This window comes from Methylophilus sp. YYY-1, from assembly GCF_029132825.1.
In the GTDB taxonomy this organism is placed as follows: Bacteria; Pseudomonadota; Gammaproteobacteria; order Burkholderiales; family Methylophilaceae; genus Methylophilus; species Methylophilus glucosoxydans.
Genome location: NZ_WOVG01000001.1, coordinates 1314417 through 1335249, shown reverse-complemented (window position 1 = coordinate 1335249; position 20833 = coordinate 1314417). Strand labels below are relative to the sequence as shown.

Annotated in this window: 25 protein-coding genes and 1 tRNA gene; 17 read left to right on the top strand and 9 right to left on the bottom strand. The window is 49.5% G+C overall.

Features of this window, described 5'->3' with window-relative positions; all coding sequences use genetic code 11:
• The first annotated feature begins 3 nt into the window (after positions 1-3).
• The 7 genes from infA (at position 4) to rplQ (ending at position 3400) form a co-directional block, all read left to right on the top strand.
• Entirely contained in the window at positions 4-222 is a 219-nt protein-coding gene (infA, locus tag GOC95_RS06480) for a translation initiation factor IF-1 (protein WP_194748721.1), read from the top strand.
• A gap of 24 nt (positions 223-246) precedes the next feature.
• Positions 247-360, top strand: a complete 114-nt coding sequence (gene rpmJ / locus GOC95_RS06475; RefSeq protein WP_081620790.1) for a 50S ribosomal protein L36 — start codon at positions 247-249, stop codon at positions 358-360.
• Positions 361-468: 108 nt separating this feature from the next.
• Positions 469-831 carry a 30S ribosomal protein S13 gene (rpsM, locus tag GOC95_RS06470; protein WP_194748720.1) on the top strand — a complete coding sequence of 121 codons (363 nt, stop codon included), beginning with the start codon at positions 469-471 and terminating at the stop codon, positions 829-831.
• A gap of 39 nt (positions 832-870) precedes the next feature.
• The gene (gene rpsK / locus GOC95_RS06465) at positions 871-1260 is read left to right on the top strand and encodes a 30S ribosomal protein S11 (RefSeq protein ID WP_018986256.1); all 390 of its coding nucleotides are present in this window, start codon (positions 871-873) and stop codon (positions 1258-1260) included.
• Positions 1261-1307: 47 nt separating this feature from the next.
• Positions 1308-1937 (top strand): 30S ribosomal protein S4, encoded by a 630-nt coding sequence (gene rpsD, locus GOC95_RS06460; RefSeq protein WP_194748719.1) that lies wholly within the window; start codon positions 1308-1310, stop codon positions 1935-1937.
• A 56-nt stretch (positions 1938-1993) separates the two neighbouring features.
• Positions 1994-2980 carry a DNA-directed RNA polymerase subunit alpha gene (gene rpoA / locus GOC95_RS06455; protein ID WP_194748718.1) on the top strand — a complete coding sequence of 329 codons (987 nt, stop codon included), beginning with the start codon at positions 1994-1996 and terminating at the stop codon, positions 2978-2980.
• Positions 2981-3013: 33 nt separating this feature from the next.
• Positions 3014-3400: a 50S ribosomal protein L17 gene (rplQ, locus tag GOC95_RS06450; protein WP_194748717.1), complete on the top strand. Its 387-nt coding sequence runs from the start codon at positions 3014-3016 to the stop codon at positions 3398-3400.
• 41 nt (positions 3401-3441) lie between these two features.
• Here rplQ and GOC95_RS06445 read toward each other — a convergent pair whose 3' ends face one another.
• Positions 3442-3690, bottom strand: a complete 249-nt coding sequence (locus tag GOC95_RS06445) for a glutaredoxin family protein (RefSeq protein WP_275356357.1) — start codon at positions 3688-3690, stop codon at positions 3442-3444.
• A gap of 78 nt (positions 3691-3768) precedes the next feature.
• Between GOC95_RS06445 and mgtE the strand changes: the two genes are divergently transcribed.
• A complete protein-coding gene (mgtE, locus tag GOC95_RS06440) occupies positions 3769-5226 on the top strand; it encodes a magnesium transporter (protein ID WP_194748715.1) in 1458 nt (485 codons plus the stop codon).
• Positions 5227-5236: 10 nt separating this feature from the next.
• Entirely contained in the window at positions 5237-6547 is a 1311-nt protein-coding gene (locus tag GOC95_RS06435) for a mechanosensitive ion channel domain-containing protein (protein WP_275356356.1), read from the top strand.
• Between the two features lie 50 nt (positions 6548-6597).
• On the opposite strand, the gene rpmG is transcribed toward GOC95_RS06435, so the two are convergent.
• The 5 genes from rpmG to coaBC all read right to left on the bottom strand — a co-directional run bounded on the left by rpmG (position 6598) and on the right by coaBC (position 11063).
• Positions 6598-6753 (bottom strand): 50S ribosomal protein L33, encoded by a 156-nt coding sequence (gene rpmG, locus GOC95_RS06430; protein ID WP_013441158.1) that lies wholly within the window; start codon positions 6751-6753, stop codon positions 6598-6600.
• A gap of 31 nt (positions 6754-6784) precedes the next feature.
• Entirely contained in the window at positions 6785-7021 is a 237-nt protein-coding gene (gene rpmB, locus GOC95_RS06425) for a 50S ribosomal protein L28 (RefSeq protein WP_018986249.1), read from the bottom strand.
• 95 nt (positions 7022-7116) lie between these two features.
• Positions 7117-7569 (bottom strand): dUTP diphosphatase, encoded by a 453-nt coding sequence (dut, locus tag GOC95_RS06420; protein WP_194748713.1) that lies wholly within the window; start codon positions 7567-7569, stop codon positions 7117-7119.
• Positions 7570-7691: 122 nt separating this feature from the next.
• The gene (locus GOC95_RS06415; protein ID WP_275356355.1) at positions 7692-9764 is read right to left on the bottom strand and encodes a TonB-dependent receptor; all 2073 of its coding nucleotides are present in this window, start codon (positions 9762-9764) and stop codon (positions 7692-7694) included.
• Positions 9765-9866: 102 nt separating this feature from the next.
• Complete coding sequence (gene coaBC / locus GOC95_RS06410) at positions 9867-11063, bottom strand: bifunctional phosphopantothenoylcysteine decarboxylase/phosphopantothenate--cysteine ligase CoaBC (protein WP_275356354.1); 1197 nt, start codon at positions 11061-11063, stop codon at positions 9867-9869.
• A 100-nt stretch (positions 11064-11163) separates the two neighbouring features.
• Between coaBC and GOC95_RS06405 the strand changes: the two genes are divergently transcribed.
• Complete coding sequence (locus GOC95_RS06405) at positions 11164-11931, top strand: hypothetical protein (protein WP_275356353.1); 768 nt, start codon at positions 11164-11166, stop codon at positions 11929-11931.
• 21 nt (positions 11932-11952) lie between these two features.
• Positions 11953-12627, top strand: coding sequence for a DNA repair protein RadC (gene radC / locus GOC95_RS06400; RefSeq protein WP_275356352.1), 675 nt, complete (start codon positions 11953-11955; stop codon positions 12625-12627).
• Positions 12628-12651: 24 nt separating this feature from the next.
• Here the strand turns inward: radC and GOC95_RS06395 are convergent.
• Both GOC95_RS06395 and GOC95_RS06390 read right to left on the bottom strand, forming a co-directional pair.
• A tRNA-Val gene (locus GOC95_RS06395) sits at positions 12652-12727 on the bottom strand.
• A gap of 147 nt (positions 12728-12874) precedes the next feature.
• Positions 12875-13075: an ANTAR domain-containing protein gene (locus GOC95_RS06390; RefSeq protein ID WP_228518840.1), complete on the bottom strand. Its 201-nt coding sequence runs from the start codon at positions 13073-13075 to the stop codon at positions 12875-12877.
• A 286-nt stretch (positions 13076-13361) separates the two neighbouring features.
• On the opposite strand from GOC95_RS06390, the gene GOC95_RS06385 reads away from it, so the two are divergent.
• From GOC95_RS06385 to GOC95_RS06360, 6 genes are all read left to right on the top strand, one after another.
• Positions 13362-15416 (top strand): carbon starvation CstA family protein, encoded by a 2055-nt coding sequence (locus tag GOC95_RS06385; RefSeq protein ID WP_275356350.1) that lies wholly within the window; start codon positions 13362-13364, stop codon positions 15414-15416.
• 12 nt (positions 15417-15428) lie between these two features.
• Positions 15429-15617 carry a YbdD/YjiX family protein gene (locus GOC95_RS06380; protein ID WP_275356349.1) on the top strand — a complete coding sequence of 63 codons (189 nt, stop codon included), beginning with the start codon at positions 15429-15431 and terminating at the stop codon, positions 15615-15617.
• Positions 15590-15874, top strand: coding sequence for a TIGR03643 family protein (locus tag GOC95_RS06375; protein ID WP_228518839.1), 285 nt, complete (start codon positions 15590-15592; stop codon positions 15872-15874). The genes GOC95_RS06380 and GOC95_RS06375 overlap by 28 nt, the downstream gene beginning before the upstream one ends.
• Before the next feature lie 103 nt (positions 15875-15977).
• Positions 15978-17834 carry a dihydroxy-acid dehydratase gene (ilvD, locus tag GOC95_RS06370; RefSeq protein ID WP_194748706.1) on the top strand — a complete coding sequence of 619 codons (1857 nt, stop codon included), beginning with the start codon at positions 15978-15980 and terminating at the stop codon, positions 17832-17834.
• On the top strand, positions 17834-18769 hold the full coding sequence (locus GOC95_RS06365; protein WP_194748705.1) for a D-hexose-6-phosphate mutarotase: 936 nt from the start codon (positions 17834-17836) through the stop codon (positions 18767-18769). The genes ilvD and GOC95_RS06365 overlap by 1 nt, the downstream gene beginning before the upstream one ends.
• Positions 18770-18973: 204 nt before the next feature.
• On the top strand, positions 18974-19297 hold the full coding sequence (locus GOC95_RS06360) for a c-type cytochrome (RefSeq protein ID WP_194748704.1): 324 nt from the start codon (positions 18974-18976) through the stop codon (positions 19295-19297).
• A 75-nt stretch (positions 19298-19372) separates the two neighbouring features.
• On the opposite strand, the gene GOC95_RS06355 is transcribed toward GOC95_RS06360, so the two are convergent.
• Complete coding sequence (locus tag GOC95_RS06355) at positions 19373-20767, bottom strand: amino acid permease (RefSeq protein ID WP_275356348.1); 1395 nt, start codon at positions 20765-20767, stop codon at positions 19373-19375.
• Positions 20768-20833: the final 66 nt, after the last annotated feature.

Below are 20833 nucleotides of genomic sequence, written 5' to 3'. Positions count from 1 at the left end.
AAGATGGCAAAAGAGGATCGCATTGAGATGCAGGGGGAGATTGTTGAAAATCTCCCGAATGCAACTTTTAAAGTGAAACTGGAAAATGGTCATACAGTACTTGGTTACATTTCAGGCAAAATGCGTATGCATTACATCCGTATTCTGCCAGGTGACAAAGTCACGGTTGAGATGACCCCTTATGATTTAACCCGTGCGCGAATTACATTCCGCGCAAAGTAAGTGAATTAATTAAAGGAAAGTAAGATGAGAGTTCGCGCATCAGTTAAAACATTATGCCGTAACTGTAAAGTCGTAAGACGTCGCGGTGTTGTTCGCATTATTTGTACTGACCCACGTCATAAACAACGTCAAGGTTAATGGTAAACAATTGCTTGTGAGAGCATAGTGAAGCTGATATAATATGCGGCTTTTCTTTTCTACGCACAAGTTTGATCGTGAAAAACGATTGATTATTGGAGTTTAAGTATGGCTCGTATTGCCGGGGTAAATATCCCAAACCACAAACATGCAGAAATTGCGTTGACCTCTATTTATGGTATTGGTCGCGATACTGCGCAGAAGATCTGTGCTGCAGCTGGTGTTTTAACTACTGTAAAGGTTAAAGACTTGAGCGATGCAGAAGTAGAGAAGCTGCGTGACGAAGTGGCTAAATACACTGTAGAAGGTGATTTGCGTCGTGAAGTGACCATGAATATCAAACGTTTGATGGACTTGGGTTGCTACCGCGGTATTCGCCATCGTCGTGGTTTGCCAGTGCGCGGTCAGCGTACCAAAACCAATGCGCGTACACGCAAAGGTCCGGTTAAAGCGATCAAACAAGCTAAATAATCTTTATTGAACAAAAGTAAATATTAAGGACAGTACAACATGGCAAAAGCTAATGTACGCGTTAGAAAAAAAGTTAAAAAGAATATTGCCGAGGGTATTGCCCACGTGCACGCTTCTTTTAACAACACGATTATCACGATTACCGATCGTCAGGGCAATGCGTTGTCATGGGCTACTTCCGGTGGTCAAGGTTTTAAAGGTTCACGTAAGAGTACTCCATTTGCTGCTCAGGTAGCTTCTGAGGTGGCTGGTAAAGCCGCTCAGGAGTCTGGTGTTAAGAATCTGGAAGTGCGTATTAAAGGGCCAGGTCCAGGTCGTGAATCTGCTGTGCGTGCGTTGAATGCTGCTGGTTTTAAAATCACAAGCATTACGGATGTGACCCCGGTACCTCATAACGGTTGCCGTCCACCGAAAAAACGCAGAATTTAATTCATTTCGCTGTCACAGATTAGCGAATCGATTACTGGAGAACTATTTTGGCTAGAAATTTAGACCCTAAATGCCGTCAATGCCGTCGTGAAGGTGAAAAGCTGTTTCTGAAAGCAGAAAAATGCTTTACAGACAAATGCGCGATCGAAAAGCGCAACTTCGCACCAGGTCAGCATGGTCAACGCCGTAACTCACGTTTGTCAGACTATGGTGTCCAACTGCGTGAGAAACAAAAAGTACGTCGTATCTACGGCGTATTGGAAGGTCAATTCCGTACTTACTACGCTGAAGCTGACCGTCAAAAAGGCATTACTGGTGAGAGCCTGTTGCAGTTGCTGGAGTCCCGTTTGGACAACGTTGCATACCGCATGGGTTTGGCCGGTTCTCGCTCTGAAGCACGTCAAGTGGTCCGTCATAACGCTATTTTGGTTAACGGCAAGCGCGTAAACGTTCCTTCCTATCAAGTGAAGGCTGGTGACGTGATTTCTGTGGCTGATAAAGCAAAAACACAATTGCGTATTAAAGCAGCTGTTGAAGCAGCTGAACAGCGTGGTTTCCCTGAGTGGTTGGAAGTCGACGTCAAAGCATTGTCTGGTAAGTTTAAGGCTAAACCTCAGCGTGATGAGTTGCCTGCTACCATCAATGAATCATTGATCGTTGAATTGTATTCTAAGTAATCGCTTAGTTTAGGCTAAGGTTTATTTTTTAATACCCAATTACTTCAAGGAATTGTATGCAAAATAACCCTACAGATTATTTGAAGCCACGTGTTGTTGACGTTGAAGTGATAACGCCACTCCGCGCACGTGTGACTTTGGAGCCAATGGAACGTGGCTTTGGCTATACCTTGGGTAATGCGTTAAGAAGAGTCTTGCTCTCTTCCATTCCGGGTTTTGCCATTACTGAAGTAAAAATCGATGGTGTCGTACATGAGTACTCCACTATCGAAGGTGTGCAAGAGGATGTTGTTGATATCTTGCTTAACCTCAAAGGTGTTGCTTTAAAACTGCACAACAAAACTGAAACCATTCTGGTTTTGAGCAAAAGCGGTGAAGGGATTGTGACAGCGGGTGATTTTGAAGTGGGTCATGATGCTGAGATTGTGAACCCAAATCATATCCTTGCTAACATCACTAAAGGCGGTAAGTTGAACCTGGAAGTGAAAGTTGAAATGGGGCGTGGTTATCAACCTGTTCCAGCGCGTCAAAAAGCCAACGATGAAGACCGTGTGTTGGGCTTCATGATGGTGGATGCATCTTTCAGCCCGATCAACAAAGTCAGCTATCATGTTGAAAGTGCCCGTGTTGAGCAGCGTACTGACCTCGACAAGCTGATTATGGATGTGGAAACCAACGGTATCATCGAGCCTGAGCAGGCGATTCGTGATGCTGCACGTATCCTGATTGGTCAGTTGTCAGTATTTGCGAACCTGGAAGGTGCTTCTGCTGACGTTGAAGTGAAAGCAGCTCCACAGGTAGATCCTATCCTGTTGCGTCCAGTAGATGATCTGGAATTGACAGTACGTTCTGCCAACTGCCTCAAAGCAGAAAACATTTTCTACATTGGTGATCTGATTCAGCGTACTGAAAACGAATTGCTGAAGGCGCCTAACCTGGGTAGAAAATCATTGAATGAAATTAAAGATGTGTTGGCCTCCAAAGGCTTAACACTGGGAATGAAGCTGGAAAACTGGCCACCTGTTGGCTTGGAAAAAGCTTAATTTCTAATAAGATAAATACTTAAGGAAATTACTATGCGTCACGGTAATAGCAATCGTAAATTGAACAGAACCAGCAGCCACCGTGCTGCCATGTTCCGCAACATGGTGACCTCTTTGCTGCGTCACGAAGTGATCAAAACAACTTTGCCAAAAGCAAAAGAGCTGCGTAAGTACGCTGAGCCTCTGATCACTTTGGGTAAAACACCTACACTGGCAAACCGTCGTTTGGCGTTCAGCCGTCTGCGTGACCGTGACATCGTTGGTAAACTGTTCGGTGAACTGGGTCCACGTTACAATGCACGCAATGGTGGTTACCTGCGTATTCTGAAATGTGGTTTCCGCAACGGTGACAATGCGCCTATGGCGTTTGTTGAGTTGGTAGACCGTCCAGAAGTTGCAGAAGCACCAGCTGCAGAGTAAGTTCTGACGCATCAATAAAAAGCCAGCAATCGCTGGCTTTTTTATTTGGTACGATGCGATAACAGCCATTGACTGACTTGTTCGCCATTAAATGGCCAAGCCAGTATATTCTCCTGATCTGACGTGTTTTCTAACAATACTGGAATGCTGATTTGATAGCGTTCTAGCAATTTTTCATCTTCAATAATGTCTACGTATTGGTAAGGCAGTTTTAAGGCCTGCAAAATACGCTCTGCATCCTCACAGAGATGGCACCCAAGGGTGCCAAATAATATCAATGGCTTTTGCATAAAAGTCTAGGTAGTGTCATCAACGCTTTGTACAATAATACCTGCAAAAAATAACGGCTGCTCAACATTGGATCCTGCATGACAGAAATTCACGAACATGATGAAAAAGTAATTGAAGGCAAAGAGAGCCTCAGTGAGACTTTGCAGCAAGTGATCCATTTATTGGGTAAACACAAGCTGGTTGAGCATGTTGTGCATCGGCAGGATATGCCGAATCATGATCTGGTTGAGACGCTGGTACACAAGCAGAATTTGAATGTGCTGCAGCACAAATTGGATCAGCTACATCCGGCCGACGTTGCCTATATCTTGGAATCGCTGCCATTAGACGATCGTTTAATGGTTTGGGATCTGGTAAAAGCAGAACGTGATGGCGAGATTTTGCTCGAAGTATCGGATGCGGTGCGCCAGACACTGATTGCTGACATGGATAGCGAAGAGTTGCTCGCCGCCGCCGAGCAGCTTGACACCGATGAGCTGGCTGATCTTGCACCAGATTTACCTAAAGACGTATTGCAGGACTTGCTGTATAGCCTGGATACACAGCATCGCGAGCGTTTGCAGTCTGCGCTGTCTTATCCCGATGATACGGTCGGTTCGATCATGGATTTTGATATTGTGACCATTCGGGACGATATCACGCTGGAAGTGGTCTTGCGCTATCTCCGCAGGTTACCTAAGTTTCCCGACCATACCGACAAATTGTTTGTCATTAATCGCGATGACATCCTACAAGGGGTGTTGCCACTCAAGCGTATTATTCTGAATGATCCGGAGACCAAAGTCGGCGATATCATGTCTACCGATGCTGTGGTGTTTCACCCTGAGGATATGGCGGACCAGGCGGCGATGGCGTTTGAACGTTATGACCTGGTGACTGCCCCGGTGGTAGATAATAATCGCAAGCTGGTCGGCAGGATTACCGTGGATACGGTGATGGATATCATCCGTGAAGAGGCCGAGGCGGATATGCTGTCTTTGGCTGGTTTGCGCGAAGAAGAAGACTTCTTTGCCTCCATCTGGAAGTCGGTGCAAAACCGTTGGGCGTGGTTGGCAATTAACTTGGTGACGGCGCTGGTTGCTTCCCGAGTCATTGGCTTGTTTGAGGGCAGTATTGAGCGAATTGTTGCTTTGGCTGCACTGATGCCGATTGTTGCCGGCATAGGCGGCAATTCCGGCAACCAAACCACCACCATGATTGTACGCGGTCTGGCTTTGGGGCAGATTTCTGGCTATCACATGAAGTCTCTGTTGCAAAAAGAGATGGGCGTGGCTTTGCTGAATGGCTTAATCTGGGGCAGTGTGCTCGGCCTGATCGCTTTTTGGCTCTATCATAGCGCGGCCTTGGGGCTGGTCATGATGTCAGCGATGACACTTAATTTGTTGTTGGCGGCCATTATTGGCGTCACCATTCCTTTGGTGATGAATAAACTGGATCGTGACCCCGCCGTGGGATCCAGCGTCCTCATTACGGCAATCACCGACAGCGGCGGCTTTATGATTTTTCTCGGCCTGGCCACCATCTTCTTGTTATAAGCGGTAATACATGGATAGCGATATTGATATTCTCTGGAAAGAAATTGCGCACGACCTGAGCTCGGTGTCGGCGTTATGGCAATTATTTATCATTGGTGCCGTGCTTGCTGTCAGCGGGCTGTTAAATCTGCACTTACGCAAGCAAATTGCGGCAGGGCGCGTAAACATCGTGTACAAAATACTGCTGGGCGGAATTGAGCGGCTGTTTTTTCCTCTGGTCGCATTTTTAATGTTACTGATTACCCGGCTCAGCCTGGAGCATTGGATGCATGTGGGGCTGATCAAGCTGTCAGTGCGCATGCTGCTGGCGATGGTGGTGATTCGCAGTTTTGTTTATGTATTGCGTTATGTCTTTTCACCTGGCGCCTGGCTGCATTCGTTTGAGCGCGTGATCGCCTGGTGTGTCTGGGTCATTGTTGCTTTGCATATCAGCGGTTTTCTCGATCCGGCATTGCAGATTCTCGAAGACGTGAAATTCACTGTCGGCAGGCAAAAGCTGAACCTGTTGTTGCTGCTTCAAGGCAGTCTGACCATCGTCATTACCATGCTGGTGGCATTGTGGCTGAGCCGCATTATTGAGATGCGCTTGATGGCTGCTACCAATATCAATGGCAACTGGCGCGTGATTATGGTCAAGCTGGTGCGCATGGTGGCGATTGTGATTGCCTTGCTGATGTCCATGGCGGCGGTGGGCATAGATGTCACCATGTTGTCCGTCTTTGGCGGCGCGCTCGGTGTTGGGTTGGGGTTTGGCTTACAAAAGATCGCCAGTAACTACGTGAGCGGCTTTATCATTTTGATGGATAAGTCTCTGCACATGGGTGACCTGATTACCATTGGGGAGCATCATGGTGTTGTGCAAGAGTTGCGCTCTCGCTACATGATCCTGCAGAAGCCCGATTCGACAGAAATCATCATTCCTAACGAGAAGATGATTACGGATGTGGTAATCAATCATACCTCTGCAGTACATACAGCCAAGGTGCCTATTCCTATTCAGATCTCCTATGAAAGCGATCTTGATCTGGCGATACAGTTATTAAAAGAAATCGGCAGAACACATGAGCGCACCATACAGGATGATACGGCGGTAGATGTGACAATCAAGTCATTTGGTCAGAACGGCATTGATTTAGTATTGGCGGTTTGGGTTCCAAACCCTGAGGAAGGTACAGCCAAATTACAAAGTGACATTTACTATGAGATTTGGCGGCGCTTCAAAGTCAATAATATTCGGATTCCATACCCACAGCAGGAGGTCCGTATTATTTCCTCTTCAAGCGCTGTTAATGGTGATGCATCAACGATAAATGAAAGCTAATAAAAAAGCCTGCATATGCAGGCTTTTTTATTAAACACTTGAAACTGAAATTATTTCAATTTAGTTTCTTTGTACATCACATGCTTGCGAGCAACTGGATCAAACTTTTTGATCTCCATTTTCTCTGGCATGGTACGTTTGTTTTTAGTAGTGGTATAGAAATGACCTGTACCAGCACTCGATTCCAATTTGATTTTTTCACGCATGATATTGTCCTTTGCTCACTAGTGCTGCGAGTTAGATTTTTTCGCCAGCAGCGCGCAAATCAGCCAATACTGCATCGATACCATTTTTGTCGATGGTACGCAAAGCGGCGTTAGTAATGCGCAGGCTTACCCAGCGGTTTTCGCTCTCAACCCAAAACTTACGGTTTTGCAAGTTAGGCAAGAAACGACGTCTTGTTTTGTTTTGTGCGTGGGAAACGTTGTTGCCCACCATTGGTTTTTTACCGGTTACCTGACATACACGTGCCATGGTTGTCTCCAAATACTTTTATCTTTTCAGAAAGAGCGAGATTATAGATTGAAATCTATGATCAAATCAAGCAATTATTGCAACTTTTCAAATAATTAGTGCTTGCCTGTGCTGCCAAAGCCGCCTTCACCGCGTTCACTGCTGGTAAATTCATCCACGATATGAAAATCTGCCTGCACTACCGGCACAATCACCATCTGCGCGATACGTTCCATCGGGTTCAAAATAAACGGTTCTTTACTGCGGTTCCAGCAGGAGACCAGCAGCTGCCCCTGGTAGTCAGAGTCAATCAGGCCTACCAGGTTGCCCAATACGATGCCATGTTTATGGCCCAAGCCAGAGCGCGGCAGAATCATGGCGGCGTAATAAGTGTTGTCGATATGAATCGCCATACCAGTCGGGATCATGATGGTTTCACCCGCTTGTATAGTTTGCGTATGTTCAATACACGCTCTTAAATCCAGCCCTGCAGACCCAGGTGTCGCGTAACTTGGCATCATATGATGCAAACGAGGATCAAGGATTTTAAGGTCTACGGTAATTGACATGCGACTGGCTCCAGAAACTGATTGCGCTATTAAACACGAAATGGCGTCGAAAATCACTAATCGCGGCAAGGCTATTCAATAAAAAAGCCAGCGGATGCTGGCTTTTAAGATGAGATTCTTCTTTAGAACTTGTATTGTGCATTTATTCCAACGAGGTAATTGCGACCTGCAGCAGGCTCATAAAAACGTGCATTGGTATCATTGACGCGAACAGCACCTATGTACTCGCGATCAAACATATTTTCTAATCTAATATATTCTTTAAAATTCCAATGACTGAGATTTTGTTCGAGGCCTGCGCGCAGGTTAAAAATTGTATAAGAAGATGCGCTTTGCGAGTTAATATCATCAACATAAACTTTGCTGTTATATCTTCCCTCTAACGCTGTATAAAATCCCAAAGGCTGATATTTCCAAGCCACCTCGCCGTAAAGTTGATTTCGATATGTACCAGGGATGTAATTACCCGATTCAATCAGTCCGTTATTTCCAACGTAGGACGAGCTATATTTCGCATTGAGAAATGAGTATGAAAGGTAAGTGGTGATATTGTTTTCATAACGGGTATCAAGGGATATCTCGGTACCGTAACGTTTAGTATTGTTCGCATTCGCGTAAACTGATCGCCCATTACTGTTTGCAGAAACAACGAGTTCATCTTGGGTGTTAATCCTGAATGCAGTTAGTGTGAGTAAGGAGGAGTCAGTAATATATGCTTTGGCACCTACTTCATAATTGTTACTTTGACTCGGTTTGAGCGTTAAATTTGGTGTCGCAGAGGCGGCCGTACTATTGTAAGCAGCTTCAATAAAAGTGGGTGTCTCAAATCCTTTGCCAAAATTTGCATAAAGATTGAGCGCTGGTGTAACTTTCCAGGTGGCTCCCAAAACAGGGTTAGTCTTTTGGTAGTCAACTGAGCCGCTATTATCAGGTGGAGTTAACTGGTCATTTACTTTTAGAGTGACTTTTGTATGACGAACACCAGCATGCACGTCAAAATTATCGGTTAACGCAAGTTTTCCTTGAATGTATTGGTCGAAGTTATCGACAATATTATCTTCGATTCTATTAGGGCCTAAGCCTGTTCCCTGAATATTGGTGTCTTTGCGCGCATCAGTCGATTTTCCATAATTCAGTCCAAGGCTGATATTGTATTGTTTTCCTGCTACCTCACCTCTATTGTCCCAGCGTAAGTCTGAACCATAGAACTCTCTGGAAATTTGACTTGATCTAGCATTCGAGCCTGTCGCATTTGTTGCCAAAATCTGGTTGTTTTCGCGCGTGCCAACATAAGTAATCAAGTTGATTGTATTGTTTGGGTTGATTGTATGTTCAAAATTAAATCCAACTTGCGTGTGGCTGCGAGATACTCTTGTGTTAGCGTTCAGAGTAGCTGGAACGACCCCTTTTCGATCACTTGCAACATCAGCTTTCGTCAATCCACCAGGATCCTGGGCATCTTGATCAAACCAGTTAACTAAAGTGGTGACTTTGGTATCTTCTGTGAGGTTGAATTTGAATTTGGCAGTGGCCATCTGCTTGTTGCTTTTACTATGGTCACGGTAACCATCAGACTCAAAGTTAGAAACATTCAGCATGTACTCCATCCCTTCAAGCTGGCCGGAGGCTTCGAGGATGTTGCGTTTGGTATCATAGCTGCCAAACATTGCGGTTGCACCTAGTGTTGGCGTTGCAGGGGCATCTTGGGTGAACATTTGAATTACGCCACCGGACGAGTTGCCGTAAAGCGAAGAGAATGGTCCGCGCATGACTTCTATACTTTTAATTGCTGACAGGTCAACCACGCCGGGTTGGCCTTGGCCATCTGGCATGGTCAGCGGGATGCCGTCGACATAAATACGAATGCCACGCACCCCAAACGATGAACGTGCACCAAAACCCCTGCTGGAAATTTGTGGGTCTTGCGCCTGCTGCGTGCGGTTTTGCGCGGTAATGCCTGGTACGCGAATCAGACTTTCCGAGAGGTTGATTTGCAGTTGGCCATCTTTGATGTTTTTTTGATCTACGACGTCAATCGCGACCGGGAGGTCAAAGCTGTTTTGTGCTTGTCGGGTGGCTGTGACCACAATCGGAGACAGGGTGACGGCTTTTTCTTCATCTGCCAATCCACTAGTGGGGGCGGTGAAAGCGGTTGCGATGGCCATCGATAAAGGCGTGAGGCGGAATACGCGCATGTTCAAACTTTCTACTTAAAATCGAATCGCGCGATTGTAAGCTGTGCGTAAGCTTTCGCTCCTCAGTATTTTCATGAAAATACTGAGGAGGCCTGAAGATATTTAATGTGGATCAAGTCTCGCATGCAGGCGGCAGAGAATCTCGAACGCGATATTAATTTTTTCATCGGCTTGCAAGGGCAATTCACCTTGGTCGTCTATGATGGTCACTGTGTTGCGGTCACTGCCCATGGCCGAATTGGCTTGATTCGCCACAATCATGGGAATCCGCTTCGCCAGCCGTTTCTGTCGGGCATGTTCGAGTATTTGTTCTGACTCTGCTGCAAAACCGACACAATAAGGCGGATTAGGCAAGGACGCGACATCTGCCAGAATGTCTTTGTTTTTGATCAGCGCTAAGGTGAGTGTAGACTCACTCTTTTTGATTTTCTGTTCTGATATTTGTTGTGGTCGGTAGTCGGCCACGGCGGCGACGGCAATAAATACATCTTGGTTGGCAATATGCTGCATCACGGTTTGATACATCTCACCGGCGCTGCCAGCGAAGCAGGCTTGGCTGACTCCGGGAGGCGTGACTTGATGGTGGCCATAGACTAGCGTGACCGTTGCGCCCATACGGGTGGCGGCTTGCGCCAAGGCAAAGCCCATTTTGCCACTGCTCAGGTTGGTGATGCCACGCACCGGATCCAGCATTTCCATGGTCGCACCTGCGGTTATCAGGATGTTTTTTCCAGCCAATAACTTGGGTGTGAAAAAACGGGTGAGGGCCTCCAGCAGGTGATCCGGCTCCAGCATTCTGCCTTGCCCGACTTCGCCACATGCCTGCTCACCGCTGTCCGGCCCCAGGACGGTGACGCCATCTTGCCTGAGTTGTTGCACGTTGCGCTGAGTTGCCGCATTCTCCCACATTTGTCTGTTCATGGCGGGTGCAACCAGAAGTGGGCACTCACGTGCAAGGCATAAGGTGGAGAGCAGGTCGTTGGCAAAGCCATGCGCCAGTTTGGCCATAAAATCGGCACTGGCTGGTGCAACCAGGATGGCATCTGCCTGACGGCTGAGCTCAATGTGCGGCATGCCATTGGCGATACGCTGATCCCAGCTATCTATAAACACAGGTTGCCCGGACAAGGCTTGCAAGGTGGTTGGGGTGATAAAGTGGGTGGCTGCTTCAGTCATCACCACTTGTACACGGTGGCCTTGTTTAACCAGCAAGCGCACCAATTCTGCTGTTTTGTAAGCAGCGATGCCGCCAGTGACGCCCAGCAGAATATTCAAAGGTTTTGCGTAGATCGCATTCATGGCAAGTATTTTAACTGCAAAAGCGCGCATCGAAGCATTTTTGAGCGCCGCCGGCTGTCTTTAAACATGTTAACATCTATCCATCCTTTGGGTGGCAGGCATGATAAAGACAGTCCGAATTTTCTTCTGGGTAGTAGTGGTGAGTGCGGCTTTATTGCAGCTTTGGCAAGAGTACGAAGTCCTGCAATGGCGGCATCCGCTCAAGGTGGCTTTATATCCGGTCAATGCCGATGGCTCTGCAACTTCAGCCGCGTATATTGCCAGTTTGCGGGCTGAGGATTTTGAACAGTTGGCGGCCTTTTTCTCGCGGGAGGCTGCCAAATATCAATTGCCCTTGAGGCGGCCAATCACGTTTTATCTTGGCCCGGAAATTCATCAGGTGCCACCTGCGCCACCTGCAGTGAGTGCGCCGTTGCATGAGATTATTTTGTGGAGTCTGCAATTTCGCTGGTTTGGCTGGCGGCATCAGCCGGAGGTTGGTGTCCCGCTAGACATCAAGTTGTATTTGCTCTATCACGATCCGGCCCGGCAACGGCATTTACGTCACTCCACCGCCTTGCACAAAGGCCGCATCGGCCGTGTCAATTTGTTTGCCGAAAACAGCCAGCACTCTGTGAATGCTGTCATTGTGGCGCATGAGCTGCTGCATACCCTGAGTGCCACAGATAAATACGACCTCAACACCCATCAGCCCCAGTTTCCGCAAGGATACGCAGAGCCCTATGCCCAGCCGCTGTATCCGCAATCCATGGCCGAGCTGATGGCGGGCCAGATCCCTCAATCTGCGCAAACCTCGCGCATGGCAAAAAGTTTGGATGAAGTGGTGATTGGCCGACCGACAGCACGTGAGATCGGTTGGCTGCATTAGGCGATAAAGGAGGGGGGCAACATGGCAATTACAGATTGGCCGGAGCAGGAGCGGCCACGCGAAAAATTGCTGCGTACCGGCGCAGTTTCATTATCGGACGCAGAATTATTGGCGATTTTTTTGCGTGTTGGGGTGGCTGGTAAAACCGCTGTGGATTTGGCGAGAGAGTTGTTGCAACATTTTCATAGCCTGAATGGCGTGTTTTCAGCAGATCTTAAACAGATGTCACGGGTGTCTGGCATGGGGGTGAGTAAATATTGCCAGTTGCAGGCGGTGCTGGAAATGAGCAAGCGGGCCTTGGGCGAAACCTTGCAGCAAAATGACAGTTTTCGCTCGCCACGCCAGGTGAAGGATTATTTGCAGTTACAACTGTCGGCCTTGCAGCGCGAAGTGTTTGGTATTTTGTTTTTAGATGCGCAAAATCGGCTGATCGCCTATGAAACCTTATTCGAAGGCAGCTTGATGCAAACCAATGTTTATCCGCGTGAGGTGGTTAAACGCGCGCTGGCGCTCAATGCGGCCGCGGTGATCCTGAGCCATAATCATCCCGGTGGGGTCGCCAGTCCGAGTCGAGCCGATGAGCAATTAACCCTCAGTTTGAAAGAAGCGTTGATGCTGGTGGATGTGAAAGTGCTGGATCACATTATCGTCGCCAAGCAGGAGACGTTTTCTTTTAGCGAGCAGGGGATGATTTGAAGCTGATCTGCTGAAGGCTGGGAGTGGTGGGTGCTAACGGGGTCGAACCGCTGACATTCGCCTTGTAAGGGCGACGCTCTACCAACTGAGCTAAGCACCCGTGCCTTGCAACGAAGCGCGCATTATACCGAAACTCTTTTTTAGTGCAAGCAGTTGCCCGGAATAAATGTGAAAGACTGCAGATGTTAACGCGGCTGATGGATCGCCAGAAACCGTCAAGGACGATTCCGGTGCCAGAATGGTGGCTTTAGGTGGTGAGTCGTTTGGTGATGTTAACTAACTGTAGCGAAATATCGGCGATGCCGGTTTTACGCTTAAAAGCCATTTCAGCCAGGAGTGAATAAGCCTGGTCTTCGCTGAGATCGCGCTGATGCATGAGAATGTCACGCGCGCTATCCACCAACTTCTGGTCTTCAAGACTCAGAATGTCGCGTGGAACGGGAGGCATGCCAGAAGCCATAACAGAATTGGGTGGTCTCATTGATCGTTTAATCAGATTATTACTGCTAGAGTTTTAGCAAACTGTATGCCAGCTGGATAAGCTTTGATAACAATATGATTCTAATCAGGAAACAGGCGGGACCTTTCTTTTTTGATGGCGGCGCTGTTCTAACTAGTCTGCACCACCACAGTGCAGTTGCACCAGTTCGCTAGGAGGAGTGGGCCTGTGTAGAGTTTTGCGCAGATGAGCGCTTTTTGTTACAGTGCAGAGATTAAAAAAAGGAAGAAATGGCATGTTAAAAGGGTTGTTTGGGCAGGTGTTTTGGGGATTGCTGGCACTCTTGGGGGCTACCGCTTTTGCACAAATTGCCTGGTGGCGTGGAGAAACATTGAATGCACTGTGGCTGATCACGGCGGCAGTGTGTGTTTACCTGATTGCCTATCGTTTTTATGCGGCCTGGATTGCGGCCAAAGTGCTGAGTATTGATGCCACCCGGGCCACGCCGGCCGAGCGGTTGAATAATGGCCGCGATTATGTGCCCACGCATCGCTGGGTGGTCTTCGGTCATCACTTTGCGGCCATTGCCGGGCCAGGTCCTTTGGTTGGGCCTACCCTGGCGGCACAATTCGGATTTTTGCCAGGCACCTTATGGATACTGATCGGGGCCGTGCTGGGCGGCGCGGTGCAGGATATGGTCACGCTGTTTTTATCTACCCGCCGCGATGGCCGCAGTCTGGGGCAAATGGCGCGAGATGAAATCGGCGCTATTGGTGGAACCGCCGCCATGATTGCAACGTTGGTCATCATGATTATTTTGATCGCAGTGCTGGGTCTGGTCGTGGTCAACGCCATGAAACACAGCCCCTGGGGCACGTCGACGGTTGCCGCGACCATTCCTATTGCCATGGTCGTCGGTGTCTATATGCGTTATCTGCGTCCGGGTCGTGTGCTTGAGGCGTCGTTGTTGGGCGTCGCTTTGCTGCTTGGTTCAGTGGTGTTGGGTGGCTGGGTTGATCATCATCCGACCCTGGCGGCGCTGTTTGACCATGAAGGCTTGCCATTGGCGTTTAGCGTGATTGCCTATGGCTTTGCCGCGGCTGTGTTGCCGGTGTGGTTGTTGCTGGCCCCCCGCGATTATTTATCGACTTATATGAAGCTGGGCACGGTCATGATGCTGGCTGTGGCGATTTTATGGTTACGGCCCGAGATACACATGCCCGCGATCACGCCGTTTATTGATGGCACGGGGCCGATTTTTGGCGGCAAGTTGTTTCCGTTTGTGTTTATTACGATTGCCTGCGGCGCGATTTCTGGCTTTCATGCCTTGATTGCCAGCGGTACCACGCCCAAGCTGATTTCCAGTGAGGGCGATATCCGCATGATCGGTTATGGCGCCATGTTGCTAGAGAGTTTTGTTGCCATCATGGCCATGATCGCGGCAACGGTGTTGGAGCCTGGTGTCTATTTTGCGATTAACAGCCCGGCAGGCGTGGTCGGTAAAGAGGCGCTGGATGCTGTGAATACCATCAGCAGTTGGGGCTATCCAGTCACGGTGGAACAGATGCAGCATCTGGCAAGTGCGATGGGAGAAACGACCTTGTTTGCCCGCACCGGGGGCGCACCTAGCCTGGCGGTGGGCATGGCCAGTATTCTGGGCACGGTCTTCGGAGAGCATTTGCTGGCCTTGTGGTATCACTTCGCCATCATGTTTGAGGCCATCTTCATTCTCACCACGCTCGATGCAGGCACACGCGTGGGTCGCTTTATGCTGCAAGATATGTTGGGTAACTTGCATCCCAAGTTAGGGGAAACCTCCTATACGCCGTCTGTGGTGTTAACCAGCGCGTTGATCGTCGCTGGCTGGGGTTATTTTCTCTATATCGGGGTGATTGACCCGAATGGCGGCGTCAATATTTTATGGCCGCTGTTTGGGATTGCCAACCAGATGCTGGCCGCGATTGCCCTGTCGGTTGCCACCGGGATATTGATCAAGTCTGGCCGCGCGAATAAGGCCTGGATCACTGCGTTGCCCTTGGTCTGGTTGCTGGTGGTGACCACCAGTGCGGCTTACGAGAAGATTTTTAGTCAGGATATCCGGGTCGGTTTTTTTGCGGCCGCGAATGATTTGGCGCAGAAGCTGTCTACAGGGGTATTGCCGCCAGAAAAGGCGGCTGTTGCGCCGCAACTGATTTTTAACCAGCAGTTAGATGCCTGGCTCACCTTGTTTTTTGTGACCATGCTGTGGGTGGTGGTAGTGGATATGGTCAGGATGAGTAGACGTAGCCTGGCCGGTTTGCCCGTGAGTGCAAGTCATGAAGCGGCCTATGTGGCGACTAAACTGGGCTAGAGGAGGAACATCATGCGATTGCTCAAGCAAATATGGCAGCGTGTCAGACAGCTTTCTGGCGATGATGCCTATGAACGCTATCTGGCACATTATGCCGAGCATCATGCGCATTTGCCTGATGCGCCGCCTCCGCTAGGGCGGGCAGCATTTTTCAAACAATGGCAGGATCAGAAATGGACAGGCGTCAAACGGTGTTGCTAGCTGAAATGGATCCAGGGGATATTTCGCGCATTATTGAGATGGCATGGGAGGATCGTACGCCGTTTGAGGCGATTGCCAGTCAGTTTGGGCTCAGGCAGGCAGACGTGATTATCCTCATGCGGCAGCAACTAAGTTCGGCTGCATTTATTGCCTGGCGTAAACGTACGCGTGGCCAACATACCAAGCACCAGGCGCTACGCAGCCCGGCGGTGAGCCGGCATTGCTCGTCCTATCAACACAAGCAATACCGTCCTTAGCATTTTTTATCGCGCGCCGCGAATGTAACAAAGCTGTTTCAGCCGCACATGCGGCTACGGATTCAGTTAAAATAGGATTTTAACGTCAATCCTAGTGTTTCCCATGCCTAAATACCGTTCTCACACGACTACCCAAGGTCGTAACATGGCTGGTGCCCGCGCCTTGTGGCGTGCCACTGGTATGAAAGATGAAGATTTTTCCAAACCGATTATCGCGGTGGCTAACTCGTTTACGCAGTTTGTTCCTGGCCATGTGCATTTAAAAGATCTAGGCCAACTGGTTGCCCGTGAAATTGAAAAAGCGGGTGGCGTAGCCAAGGAATTTAACACGATTGCTGTCGATGACGGTATCGCCATGGGGCATGGAGGCATGCTCTACAGCTTGCCTAGCCGTGATTTGATTGCTGACAGTGTTGAGTATATGGTGAATGCGCACTGTGCGGATGCGTTGGTGTGTATCTCCAACTGTGACAAGATCACTCCGGGCATGTTGATGGCGGCATTACGCTTGAATATCCCTGTCGTATTTGTCTCTGGTGGGCCGATGGAAGCCGGTAAAGTGAACTGGCAAGGCCAGATACGCAAGCTGGATTTGGTCGATGCCATGGTCGAAGCCGCAGATAGTCATGTCAGTGATGAAGAGGTGGCAGAAGTAGAACGTTCTGCGTGCCCAACCTGCGGTTCCTGTTCGGGCATGTTTACCGCCAACTCGATGAACTGTCTGACTGAAGCCCTGGGCTTAAGTTTGCCAGGCAATGGTTCTACGCTCGCCACCCATGCTGCGCGCAAGCAGTTGTTCTTGCAAGCGGGTCGACTGATTGTTGAGCTGGCAAAACGCCACTACGAGCAGGATGATTACAGTGTGTTGCCACGCAATATCGCGACCATGCAAGCGTTTGAGAACGCCATGAGTCTGGATGTGGCCATGGGCGGCTCTACCAATACCGTCTTGCATTTGCTGGCGGCTGCGCATGAAGCCGGTGTCGATTTCACCATGAAAGACATCGACCGCATCTCACGTCAGGTGCCGTGCGTTTCCAAAGTGGCGCCAGCAACCAGCAAATATCACATGGAAGATGTGCATCGTGCCGGTGGCGTGATGGGCATCCTGGCCGAGCTGAATCGTGCCGGTGTCATCCATACGGGCGTGCCAACCGTTCATAGTGCAACCATGGGCGAAGCGCTGGCCAAATGGGACATTATGACCACGCAGGATGAGGACGTGAAAAAGTTTTATCGTGCTGCGCCAGGTGGCATTTCAACCACCATCGCGTTCAGCCAGAGCATGTTGTGGCCAGAGCTGGATAATGACCGCGAAAACGGCTGTATCCGCGACAAGGCGCATGCCTACTCGCTGGATGGGGGGCTGGCCGTGCTCTATGGCAATATTGCGCAAGACGGCTGTATTGTGAAAACAGCAGGCGTGGATGACAGTATTCTTAAATTCACCGGGCGCGCCCGTGTATTTGAAAGCCAGGACTCTGCCGTGGAAGCCATTCTCAACGACAAGATTGTGGCCGGGGATGTCGTGGTGATTCGCTATGAAGGGCCGCGTGGCGGGCCGGGCATGCAAGAAATGCTTTATCCGACCTCGTACCTCAAATCCAAAGGGTTGGGTAAAGCTTGTGCCTTGCTGACTGATGGCCGTTTCTCAGGTGGTACATCCGGCCTGAGTATTGGGCATGCCTCGCCAGAAGCTGCTGAAGGCGGTGCGATCGGCCTAGTGCAGGAAGGCGACACCATAGAAATTGATATTCCGAATCGCACCATACACCTGGCGGTGACTGATGAAGAAATGGCGCACCGCCGAGCCAATATGGAGGCCAAAGGCGCCCAGGCATGGAAACCGCTGAACCGTGAGCGTCTGGTATCGCCTGCCTTGCGCGCTTATGCCGCCATGAGCACCAGTGCCGCCAAAGGCGCCGTGCGTGATGTGACCCAGATCGAAAGGGGAAGATAATGAACGACGAATGTAGCATCCTCGCCAAAAGCATGGAAATGACCAAGCGCATGAAGTTGCATGCGCATGTCAATCAATGGCAAGACGAAAACGGTCTGCAATATCTCGAAATTGATAATCCGCTGGCGACCGGCAAGATTGCCTTGCAGGGCGCACATGTCATGCACTGGCAACCCAAGTTCCTTTCACACCCGGTTTTATGGTTGTCCAGCAATGCGCGTTATGTCAAAGGGCGTTCTATCCGCGGTGGCGTCCCCATTTGCTGGCCGTGGTTTGGCGCGCACCCTACCGACAGCACTTTGTGTCCGCATGGCTTTGCGCGCGTGATTCCCTGGCGAGTCATGGATATTGACGCGACGCCAACCGGTGCCACCCGCATCATTCTCGAAATGCAGCAAACGCCAGAAGCACAACGTCAGTTGTCCTATCCTTATGAGCTGACGCTGACCATTACTATTGGCCGCCGCTTGCGGATTGATCTGGCGACCACCAATCTGGCTGAGCATCCATTTGTGATTAGTGAAGCCTTTCACACCTATTTTAATGTCAGTGATTTATCCAATATCAAAATTACCGGCATGCAAGATTTGGTTTATCTGGATAAGCTACTCAAATACGAGCGCAACGTCGAGCACAACCCATTGAGCTTTGACGGCCACGAATATGACCGTGTTTATGTCGATCACAGCTCTGATTGTTCTATCCATGACAGCGGCTATAATCGCATCATCCATGTGTCCAAATCCGGCAGTGATACCACGGTTGTCTGGAATCCTGGTGCCGATAAGGCTGCGACCATGGGCGATATGGGCGTGGGCGAAGAGTGGCGCAAGACCATTTGTGTGGAAACAACCAACGCGCTGGATAATATGGTGGTGATTAATCCTGGCCGCAAACATGTCCTGAGCGCCGAGTATTCGATCGAGACCCTGTAACCTTGTTGTGACACGTGTCAACCATCTTGTTTCACGTGCGTTTTTAGGGTGTTGGCAAAACGCCAAACTGGTTCAAATTATCAATACGGCCTCGTATTTTAGCGGTTTTACTATTGTAGATTTTGGCTGGTCAGGTAAGATGCCACATGCACGAAAATTGCATTTCGGGGTTCTATTTATTTAGAGGATATTCAAGGAGATCGCATGAAAGTTTTATTATCCGCAATCGCAGCAGCGACCATGTTGATGGCTGGTTCTGCTCACGCTGTTGACGCTGCCGCTGCTAAAGCATTGGCACAAAAAAGCGGCTGTTTGGCTTGCCACAGTGTGGATGCTAAAGTATTGGGCCCAGCTTACAAAGATGTTGCTGCTAAATACAAAGGCGACAAAGGTGCTGAAGCTAAATTGATCGCTAAAGTTAAAGCGGGTGGTAGCGGTGTTTGGGGCAATATTCCAATGCCAGCAAACAGCCCACAAGTGAAAGACGAAGACATCAAAACCATTGTTGAATGGGTATTGTCTCTGTAATTCCAGCGTTGCTGTGAATCAAAAAAGCCGACTCAAACGTCGGCTTTTTTATTGCTGCTCGCGCGGGCTAAATGATTAGCGCAAGCGGCTGTGTCTGAGTGAGTAAACAAAATAGAACACCACGCCCACCACCGCCCACAAGCCAAAGCGATGCCAGGTTGAGGCGGGTAAAAACGACATCAGCGCACCGCAGGTGATGACGCCGCCAAGTGGGATCAGCGGATTAAAAGGATTTTTGAACGGCCGCGGTAAGTCTGGATGGGTCTGACGCAAGCGGATCACGCCAATGCAGACCATAATGAAACTGGCTAGCGTCCCGATATTGACCGTTTCTGCCAATTCGCCGAGCGGGATAAAACCGGCCACGATGGAAACCACCGTTCCGCAAAGCAAGATAATTTTACTGGGTGTTTGGCGGTCAGGATTCACTGCTGAAAATACCGGGGAAATCAGGCCGTCGCGGCTCATGGCAAATAAAATACGTGTCAGGCCGTAGAGCAGCACCAGCAGCACAGTAATCAAGCCAGCCAGCACGCCAGTCGCCACCAGTGTGGATGACCAGGTATAACCCAGTTTGGTCAATGCATAAGCCACGGGTGACGAGGTATTCAGCTCGTGATAAGGAATCACACCGGTCAGCGTGCCAGAGACGATGATATAAATAATGGTACAAAATGATAGTGAAGCGATCAGCCCAATCGGTAAGTCGCGTTGTGGCAGTTTGCATTCTTCGGCCGCGGTTGACACAGCATCAAAGCCAAAATAGGCAAAAAAGACCAGCGAGGCGCCAGCCAGTACGCCAATATTTTTGCCATTGTCCAGCGTTTCAAACCAGCCAAACGGCATAAATGGCAGCCAGTTTTCGGTGTGAATATGACCCACGGACAAGGCGAGAAAAATCGCAATCGTGGACAGTTTGATAATCACCATCAGGTTATTGGCTCGCGCACTTTCCTTGACGCCGACCATGAGTAGCAGGGTCAGTACCCAGATAATGGCAAAGGCTGGCAGGTTGATGGTGCCGCCTAACACCGGTGCCTTGGTCAGGTGCGCTGGCAAGTGTAGCCCGAGGTTGCTCAAGGTGTTTACAAAGTAACCTGCCCAGCCATTGGCAACCGCTGCAGCGCCAACGCCATACTCCAGTAATAGCATCCATCCCATCATCCATGCAGCAAACTCGCCAAACGCGACATAGCTGTAACCATAGGCGCTGCCAGAGCCGCCAACTGAAGACGAGAGTTCGGCATAAGATAACGCCGCAAATCCTGCAGCGATGGCCGCAATAATAAATGAAAGGACGACGGCAGGGCCAGATTGGGTCGCGGCCGCGATACCGGTCAGGACAAAAATGCCGGTACCGATGGCGCCACCGATGCCTAGCAAGGCCAGGTCAAAGGCGGTTAAACATTTTTTCAGGCCGGTATGCGCATGTGGTTGGATAGGTTTTTTGCGCAATAATTGTTCTAGCATTGATTGTTTCTCCCCATGTCTGCCTAGGGTAAAGCAATCGTTGTACCAGCGTCAATGCTGCTGATG

What these genes read in the sequence shown, in the direction of transcription:
- ilvD (WP_194748706.1), top strand. Translation starts at nt 15,978, where the DNA reads ATGCCTAAATACCGTTCTCACACGACTACCCAAGGTCGTAACATGGCT.
- GOC95_RS06445 (WP_275356357.1), bottom strand. Translation starts at nt 3,690, where the DNA reads ATGCAAAAGCCATTGATATTATTTGGCACCCTTGGGTGCCATCTCTGT.
- coaBC (WP_275356354.1), bottom strand. Translation starts at nt 11,063, where the DNA reads ATGAATGCGATCTACGCAAAACCTTTGAATATTCTGCTGGGCGTCACT.
- rpmJ (WP_081620790.1), top strand. Translation starts at nt 247, where the DNA reads ATGAGAGTTCGCGCATCAGTTAAAACATTATGCCGTAACTGTAAAGTC.
- dut (WP_194748713.1), bottom strand. Translation starts at nt 7,569, where the DNA reads ATGTCAATTACCGTAGACCTTAAAATCCTTGATCCTCGTTTGCATCAT.
- GOC95_RS06435 (WP_275356356.1), top strand. Translation starts at nt 5,237, where the DNA reads ATGGATAGCGATATTGATATTCTCTGGAAAGAAATTGCGCACGACCTG.
- rpmB (WP_018986249.1), bottom strand. Translation starts at nt 7,021, where the DNA reads ATGGCACGTGTATGTCAGGTAACCGGTAAAAAACCAATGGTGGGCAAC.
- infA (WP_194748721.1), top strand. Translation starts at nt 4, where the DNA reads ATGGCAAAAGAGGATCGCATTGAGATGCAGGGGGAGATTGTTGAAAAT.
- rpmG (WP_013441158.1), bottom strand. Translation starts at nt 6,753, where the DNA reads ATGCGTGAAAAAATCAAATTGGAATCGAGTGCTGGTACAGGTCATTTC.
- GOC95_RS06360 (WP_194748704.1), top strand. Translation starts at nt 18,974, where the DNA reads ATGAAAGTTTTATTATCCGCAATCGCAGCAGCGACCATGTTGATGGCT.
- rpoA (WP_194748718.1), top strand. Translation starts at nt 1,994, where the DNA reads ATGCAAAATAACCCTACAGATTATTTGAAGCCACGTGTTGTTGACGTT.
- GOC95_RS06405 (WP_275356353.1), top strand. Translation starts at nt 11,164, where the DNA reads ATGATAAAGACAGTCCGAATTTTCTTCTGGGTAGTAGTGGTGAGTGCG.
- GOC95_RS06415 (WP_275356355.1), bottom strand. Translation starts at nt 9,764, where the DNA reads ATGCGCGTATTCCGCCTCACGCCTTTATCGATGGCCATCGCAACCGCT.
- GOC95_RS06380 (WP_275356349.1), top strand. Translation starts at nt 15,429, where the DNA reads ATGCGATTGCTCAAGCAAATATGGCAGCGTGTCAGACAGCTTTCTGGC.
- GOC95_RS06355 (WP_275356348.1), bottom strand. Translation starts at nt 20,767, where the DNA reads ATGCTAGAACAATTATTGCGCAAAAAACCTATCCAACCACATGCGCAT.
- GOC95_RS06375 (WP_228518839.1), top strand. Translation starts at nt 15,590, where the DNA reads ATGGACAGGCGTCAAACGGTGTTGCTAGCTGAAATGGATCCAGGGGAT.
- mgtE (WP_194748715.1), top strand. Translation starts at nt 3,769, where the DNA reads ATGACAGAAATTCACGAACATGATGAAAAAGTAATTGAAGGCAAAGAG.
- GOC95_RS06365 (WP_194748705.1), top strand. Translation starts at nt 17,834, where the DNA reads ATGAACGACGAATGTAGCATCCTCGCCAAAAGCATGGAAATGACCAAG.
- rplQ (WP_194748717.1), top strand. Translation starts at nt 3,014, where the DNA reads ATGCGTCACGGTAATAGCAATCGTAAATTGAACAGAACCAGCAGCCAC.
- rpsM (WP_194748720.1), top strand. Translation starts at nt 469, where the DNA reads ATGGCTCGTATTGCCGGGGTAAATATCCCAAACCACAAACATGCAGAA.
- GOC95_RS06385 (WP_275356350.1), top strand. Translation starts at nt 13,362, where the DNA reads ATGTTAAAAGGGTTGTTTGGGCAGGTGTTTTGGGGATTGCTGGCACTC.
- radC (WP_275356352.1), top strand. Translation starts at nt 11,953, where the DNA reads ATGGCAATTACAGATTGGCCGGAGCAGGAGCGGCCACGCGAAAAATTG.
- rpsK (WP_018986256.1), top strand. Translation starts at nt 871, where the DNA reads ATGGCAAAAGCTAATGTACGCGTTAGAAAAAAAGTTAAAAAGAATATT.
- GOC95_RS06390 (WP_228518840.1), bottom strand. Translation starts at nt 13,075, where the DNA reads ATGCCTCCCGTTCCACGCGACATTCTGAGTCTTGAAGACCAGAAGTTG.